This window comes from Dyadobacter sp. (genome assembly GCF_051859145.1).
GTDB lineage: Bacteria > Bacteroidota > Bacteroidia > Cytophagales > Spirosomataceae > Dyadobacter.
The window spans coordinates 1-6,536 of record NZ_JBHYGF010000250.1 but is presented as its reverse complement, the minus strand read 5'-3'; the positions used below and the strand labels follow the sequence as shown (position 1 = coordinate 6,536).

The window sequence follows — 6,536 nt, the reverse complement described above, 5'->3', positions numbered from 1 at the left end:
CACCTGGTAAGCTGCTACGTTGTTATCACGTTTGTATTCTGCCAGTTTTTCAACAAGCGCCATGCGCTGTGCCAATGTTTCCAGCATTTCACGATCCAAATGGTCGATTTTACCGCGGATAATTTCCAATTGAGATGCATAGTCGCTGCCGTAAGATTCTTTACGAACATGCAGATCGTGCAACATCTGGCCCAAAGCCGCAGGGGTCAACTGCTGAGAAGCATCGGACCAGGCTTTATCGGGATCGCGATGTGATTCGATGATCAAACCGTCATAATGCAAGTCAAGCGCACGTTGTGCCAGTTCATACAGGTAAGCACGTTTTCCCGCCATATGGCTTGGGTCACCGATAACCGGCAACTCAGGGAAAATCGTTTTCAGCTCGATTGCAATATTCCACATCGGTGAGTTGCGGAACTTGGTTTCCTGCGCATTAGAAAAACCTCTGTGAATTGCGCCCAGTTTCTTAACGCCAGCCTGGTTCAAACGCTCTAATGCACCTACCCATAGCTGCAAATCAGGGTTCACCGGATTTTTAACCAATACAGGTACGTCAATGCCTTTCAATGCATCCGCTAATTCCTGTACATTAAATGGGTTTACAGTAGTACGAGCGCCTACCCAAAGGATATCAACGCCATATTTCAATGCAAGTTCGATATGCTGCGGAGTAGCTACTTCAACAGCAACAGGCAAACCTGTTTCTTTTTTCACCGCCTGTAACCAGGGCAATGCTGCCTCTCCCATTCCTTCAAAGCTGCCAGGGCGTGTTCTGGGTTTCCAGATCCCCGCACGGATCACATGTGCAAAGCCTTCCTCTTTTATCTGGCTTGCGGTTTCTAACATTTGGTCTTCAGTCTCTGCACTGCAAGGCCCTGCGATTACCAAAGGTTTTCCTTCGGTATTGATCCAACTGCTCAGCGGAAGGATATCTAAAGAAGCATTCATATTCAAAAACTTGTCCTTAGTAAAATAGATAATTGCAATATTTTGACCCGGTAGTTCATGCGTATTTCCGGGATTGACGTACATTTGATGCCATAAAAGTCAAATAACTTCTTAATGAACACAACTTTCTTGTTCTGATTTACTTATACATTCAGTAGAGAAAACGTGTACTTAAAATGGCAGATTCTTCACCAATAAACCAAATACCTGTATTTTTTGAAGATACTTCCGTCGCTTTTGCCTCTAAATCTGACGCTGAACTGCGGAAAACATACTGGTTATTCAGCCTCATGAATCAGGCTCGAGTGGTAAATTTAGGCACTTTTTTTATAAAGCTTGCACTAAAACTAAACTTACCCATAAAAAATCTCATCCGGGTTACCATTTTTGAACAATTCTGTGGAGGCGAGACAATTAACGATTGCGACCGCACTATAGCAATGCTCGGAAAGTCCGGAATCGGCACGATCCTCGACTATTCTGTTGAAGGCGAAGACAAGGAATCGAGCTTCGATGTAACTGCGACTGAAATCCTACGGACGATTGACAAGGCAGCAACCTCCCAAAACATACCATTCTCTGTTTTCAAAATTACTGGAGTTGCCTCAGCAGAGCTTCTGGAAAAAATACAGCGCAAAGATCAGTTGACCGAAGCAGAGGAAGCCGCTTTCGAGCGAGTGATTGCCCGGGTTGAAAGCCTCTGTTCACGCGCACATGAAAAGAATGTAAGGATTTTTGTAGATGCGGAAGAAAGCTGGATTCAGGGCGTAATTGATGATCTGACTTACCAGATGATGCAAAAATTCAATCGCGAGCGGACCATTGTCTACAATACTTACCAGCTCTACCGGCACGAAACGCTCGACGCCCTTAAAACAGCTTACCTAACTGCCAGACAAAAAGGTTACCTGCTCGGCGGGAAGCTTGTGCGGGGCGCGTATATGGAAAAGGAAAGATTGCGTGCAAGGGAAAATGAGTATTTCAACCCAATCCACGCTTCAAAACAGGCTACGGATACGGACTATAACCTGGCAATAGATTTTTGCCTGGAACACGTGGAGCATATTTCCATTTGCCTCGGCACGCACAATGAATATAGTTCGCAATACTGTGCTGCCAAAATGCAGAAACTCGGTATCGAGAAAAATGATAGCAGGATCTGGTTTGCACAGCTGCTCGGTATGAGCGACAATATTTCATATAACCTGTCTAATGCGGGCTATAATGTAGCCAAGTATGTTCCCTATGGCCCTATCAATGCAGTATTGCCCTATTTGATCCGTCGCGCAGAAGAAAATACCTCCATTGCAGGCCAGAGCAGCAGGGAGTTTTTGTTAGTAAAAAGCGAATTGAAAAGAAGAGGAATCAGTTCTTTATAACTAACTTATTACTTTCGCATTCCTGAAATCCCCAATTGTTTCAAAAACAGAATGAATCAATCCAAAAATCCAGCTCCGTATTTACTGTTCAGTTTGTTGCTTATCATTATTGATCAGGCCTCCAAACTGCTGGTACACAAATACATGGATCCAGGCTTTTCAGGTCAGATTGCACTTATTGGAAACTGGCTGAAATTACATTATGTACTAAACCCGGGCATGGCGTTTGGAATGCAGCTGGGACACGAGTACGGTAAATTGTTCCTGACTCTCTTCCGCCTCGTCGCGATGGTTGCAATTGGGGGATATATGATCCACCTGGCTCGGGCAGGCGCATCAAAAGGTTTGCTCTGGGCGCTGGCGATGATCCTCGCAGGCGCAGTCGGAAATGTAATTGACAGTACTTTCTACGGTGTATTCCTGGAAAATGCACCTTACGGTTCTCCGACACCCTGGTTTCACGGACAGGTAATTGATATGATCTTTGTCGATTTCTGGGAAGGGTTTATTCCTGACTGGGTACCTGTTTGGGGCGGACAATATTACTCTACGCCCATTTTCAACATTGCCGACTCCTGTATCTTTATCGGTGTTTGCAGCATACTGATCTTCCAGGGCAGCTTCCATTCTTCTGGCGCACAAGAGGACGAACAAGATCAGAAAATGGAGGAAAATGGGTACACTCCTGATTATGACGCGACAGCTCAATCACATCCTTTACCATCAACTCCTGCGGAGAACGCAGCTACCGATATTTCTACCACCGAAAAGACCGAGCGCGAAGACGATATCAACAAAAAAGAGAGCATCTAGCTCTCTTTTTTAATTTCAGTTCTCATCCTTCGTTAGAGGCACAAAATCTTTAAATGTCTTCTTTAAAGCGACGTCTGTTGCCTCTTTTTTGTTTTCCCAGTTTGCGTCTAATTCCAGCGCAACCAGCCCGCTCAGGTTCATCAAAGATTTGAATTCGTCCAGTTTACGGATAAAATCAGGATGCCTGCGTGCTGACTTTTGACCGTATTCTCGTGCAAAAACGTCTCCTTTGTTTTGCAGCTCATTCTTCTTCTGCATAACGTAGTTAAAGCGGTCCAGCAAACCATTTACAGATTTACCTATTACCTCCGTCGCTTCCAGCGTTCCCACAGTGGCAACAGTAGTACCGCCGATTGTTGTAATATAACCTCTTGTATCCGGGTTAGTTTTCGCAATTACAGGCGCCAGACCAGTTGTTGCACCAAGTGAAGCATTTAATAGCGACCGGCTGCGTTTTCCTTTCTTAGCGCGTGAGTACGCTCTTTTCAGCTGCCCCTCCTTCTCAGTCATTTGTTCCAGCAAACCCCACGCATTCACAAGTGCTCCGCGGTACAGATTATACACGTAGTTATCACGGAGACTTTCATCCACCGTATTCTTAATTACAAATCTTACGCTCCGCTCCTTTTTATTCTGGGCTTTGTCCAACACGTAGAAGGTGATGTTAAAAGCCACTGTATCTAATGGATCCTTCACAAAATCGTAGCCCGGCTCCCAGATGAACTCGTAGCTGGTTGGCGTATTTTTCACCAAAGCCTCAGAAGGCACTTTTTTGTTTTCCGATATAAAATTGAATGCGGTAATATCTTCCTCACCGTTTGGATCTGATAAGGTAAACCGTAGGTTAATACGATTGTTCTCTGCACTTCTTATAACAGAATTCTGAGGTATGATCGTAAAATCAGGCGCGAGATCCATTTGGGTAACATCCAACTTGAGGCGCCCCTTGGTGCGCGCCTTTGAAGGCTGGTCCTCTACATAGAAGTCCATATACCGGGGTCCCTTCTTTAGTATATTGAATTGTGCAGTTGAAGGCTCCCAGGTAATTTCTCCTGCGGCAGTCAACTTCATTCCTTCCGGCATTTGTTCCAGGATAGGAACAAAGACAATCGGATCGGCATCCGGATCCCGAACGGAGCCCATATCAATCTTGTAAACATTCTGGGTTTTATACTGTACGTAAAATGGCTGTAGCTCGTCAATTTGAGGAGGCCGGTTCACGTGGTTGACTTTGAATACAACTTCCCGGGATACGCTTTCGCCCGCTGTACTTTGAGCTTCAAACACCACAGGAAAGGACTTGGTCGTATTAATCCTGTCTGCGATATCGTAGCTAGGGATCCAGACGAAATGTCCCAGTGAATCAAACTTCATTTCCTTCGCAAGCCCGCTGCTGATCGTATATCTCACAGAATCGCTTTTGCCGCCTTTTGTCTGCAAATGAAAGTTGATCTCTTTACCTTCATATAAAACATTCCATTCCGATTCCGAAGGAAAAACAAGCTGTAACGGACCGGTTGAAGTAGCCTTCATATTATCCTGCCCCTGCGCTTTCGAAAACAGTAAAATAGCTGTCAGAAGTATCAGTATTTTATGAATATCTTTTATGAGCATAACATCAAAAATATAATTTATCCTTTGCCTAGAAGAACACTGAGTCTAAACGCAAAACTAGCAAATCCCGTATAGAAAGCCCTGTGAAACCTTACAAAAATGAAATGCCCGGATTTCAAAGTACAGGTTTATTTACCGTTTGTACTTTTTGAATACGGGTGCAAATGACGGATTATAATATAAACAGGCTTACGGCTATGAACTGCTACTGCAAGTGCACAAAAAACCGGAGAGCAGCCTTTTAAAAGACTGCTCTCCGGTTTTTAAAGTTCAATAACTATCCTATTATTTTTTCTTAGGAGTCGCAGCTGGTGTAGTCGCTGGGGCAGTTGTAGCTGGCTTCGCAGGCGTAGCGGCAGCAGGTGCTGCGTCAGCTTTGTCAGGATCTACTCCCAGTTTTTTAAGGATTAAAGGCGTTGCATTGTTTTCTTCAGTAGCTGTGAACAAAATGATAGGAGTTGATCCAGGACCTGCGTCCATGTTCAGGATGTAAAGGAATCCATTCTCTTTACCGACTTCCTGAATTGCATTGTTGATTTTAGTCAGGATTGGCTCCAATAATTGTTGTTGCTTGGTCTGCAGAGAAGTTTGTGCATTATTCTGCATTTCCTGAATACGTGTTTGCAGGTTTTGCAATTCTTTCTCTTTGTCTGCACGAATCACGTCCGTCATGTTGGCTCCGTTTTTCTGATAAGCCTCATACTTGTCCTGCGCCTCTTTATATGTTTCTCCAAGCGCTTTGTCAAGCTGCGCTTTGGTAACTTCAAGCTGGTTCTGCATTACTTTACTTTCTGGCAGTTTACCGAGGATATAATCAACATTGGTATAGCCTATTTTAGAAAGTCCGCTTGCAGGGGTTGTTTGAGCTAACAGAGGGGTGGTGATTAAGGTCATTACGACCAGAAAAGCCATCAATTTTTGTTTCATTGCTTGTTACTTATTTAAGTTTACTGGTTGTACTCTTTTGTTTTGGTGCGCTATTCGCAGGCTGATTAACCGGTTGCTGGGGTTTATCGCTGCCTGTTGTTTTATTCGCTTTCGGATCAATCCCCAACTCTTCCATTACATAGTCGGAATAATCGTGTTTAGGATTGGTGTAAAGCATTCCGACATCACTGGATTTATCAAACATAAAGTCAAGACGCCGCTGGCTGCAAACTTTGGTCACTGCGCGCTGCACCTTTTCAAGTACTGGCTTCATGAGTTCTTTTTTCTTCTGGAACATCAACCCGTCCATTCCGAAAATCTTGCTGTTGTATTCGCCTGCTTCGAGTTCTTTTTCTTTGATCTCGTTTTGTCTCTTTCTTTTCAGCTCCTCAGTCAACAAAATCTCTTCGGCCATATAGGCGCGCTGCATTCTGTCAATCTCTCCAAATTTGTCCTGAATTTCCTTTGCCCATTTTTCGGAGAACTTTTTCATCTCCGTCTGTGCAGCCTGGTACTCGGGCATCTTACTTGTAATGAACTCCATGTCCGTGTACCCAATCTTTTGAGCATTAGCCACTGACGTGTATAGAATTGACAAAACTAGTGAAATAAAAAACTTCTTCATGCCAAGCTGCTAATAATTTGCAAACTTCTTAACGAAACTCCTGAGAGAATATTATCTGATTTGCTGCCCGATCGTAAAATGGAACTGAGCTCCGCTGCGTGTAGGGCTGCCTTGAATTTTGTCAAACCCGTAACCCCAGTCGATACCCAGTAATCCGAATGCAGGCATGAAGATCCTTGCACCCACACCAGCTGAACGTTTCAGGTCAAATGGATTAAATTCTTTGTAAG

General features: G+C 44.1%; 6 protein-coding genes. 2 read left to right on the top strand and 4 right to left on the bottom strand.

Going from position 1 to position 6,536, the window contains the following annotated elements:
• A partial coding sequence (locus ACTIE6_RS15010) for a chorismate mutase (RefSeq protein WP_439557414.1) occupies nt 1-948 on the bottom strand: 948 nt, incomplete at its 3' end.
• 176 nt (nt 949-1,124) lie between these two features.
• On the opposite strand from ACTIE6_RS15010, the gene ACTIE6_RS15005 reads away from it, so the two are divergent.
• Both ACTIE6_RS15005 and ACTIE6_RS15000 read left to right on the top strand, forming a co-directional pair.
• Complete coding sequence (locus ACTIE6_RS15005; protein WP_439557413.1) at nt 1,125-2,327, top strand: proline dehydrogenase family protein; 1,203 nt, start codon at nt 1,125-1,127, stop codon at nt 2,325-2,327.
• A gap of 51 nt (nt 2,328-2,378) precedes the next feature.
• Complete coding sequence (locus tag ACTIE6_RS15000; protein WP_439557412.1) at nt 2,379-3,140, top strand: lipoprotein signal peptidase; 762 nt, start codon at nt 2,379-2,381, stop codon at nt 3,138-3,140.
• Between the two features lie 15 nt (nt 3,141-3,155).
• Here the strand turns inward: ACTIE6_RS15000 and ACTIE6_RS14995 are convergent, their stop codons facing one another.
• The 3 genes from ACTIE6_RS14995 to ACTIE6_RS14985 form a co-directional block, all read right to left on the bottom strand.
• The gene (locus tag ACTIE6_RS14995; RefSeq protein ID WP_439557411.1) at nt 3,156-4,754 is read right to left on the bottom strand and encodes a hypothetical protein; all 1,599 of its coding nucleotides are present in this window, start codon (nt 4,752-4,754) and stop codon (nt 3,156-3,158) included.
• A 285-nt stretch (nt 4,755-5,039) separates the two neighbouring features.
• On the bottom strand, nt 5,040-5,681 hold the full coding sequence (locus ACTIE6_RS14990) for an OmpH family outer membrane protein (RefSeq protein WP_439557410.1): 642 nt from the start codon (nt 5,679-5,681) through the stop codon (nt 5,040-5,042).
• 10 nt (nt 5,682-5,691) lie between these two features.
• Nucleotides 5,692-6,306, bottom strand: coding sequence for an OmpH family outer membrane protein (locus tag ACTIE6_RS14985; protein WP_439557409.1), 615 nt, complete (start codon nt 6,304-6,306; stop codon nt 5,692-5,694).
• Nucleotides 6,307-6,536 lie beyond the last annotated feature (230 nt).

Coding starts and splice junctions, on each gene's coding strand:
- ACTIE6_RS15005 (WP_439557413.1), top strand. CDS start 1,125: ATGGCAGATTCTTCACCAATAAACCAAATACCTGTATTTTTTGAAGAT.
- ACTIE6_RS15000 (WP_439557412.1), top strand. CDS start 2,379: ATGAATCAATCCAAAAATCCAGCTCCGTATTTACTGTTCAGTTTGTTG.
- ACTIE6_RS14995 (WP_439557411.1), bottom strand. CDS start 4,754: ATGCTCATAAAAGATATTCATAAAATACTGATACTTCTGACAGCTATT.
- ACTIE6_RS14990 (WP_439557410.1), bottom strand. CDS start 5,681: ATGAAACAAAAATTGATGGCTTTTCTGGTCGTAATGACCTTAATCACC.
- ACTIE6_RS14985 (WP_439557409.1), bottom strand. CDS start 6,306: ATGAAGAAGTTTTTTATTTCACTAGTTTTGTCAATTCTATACACGTCA.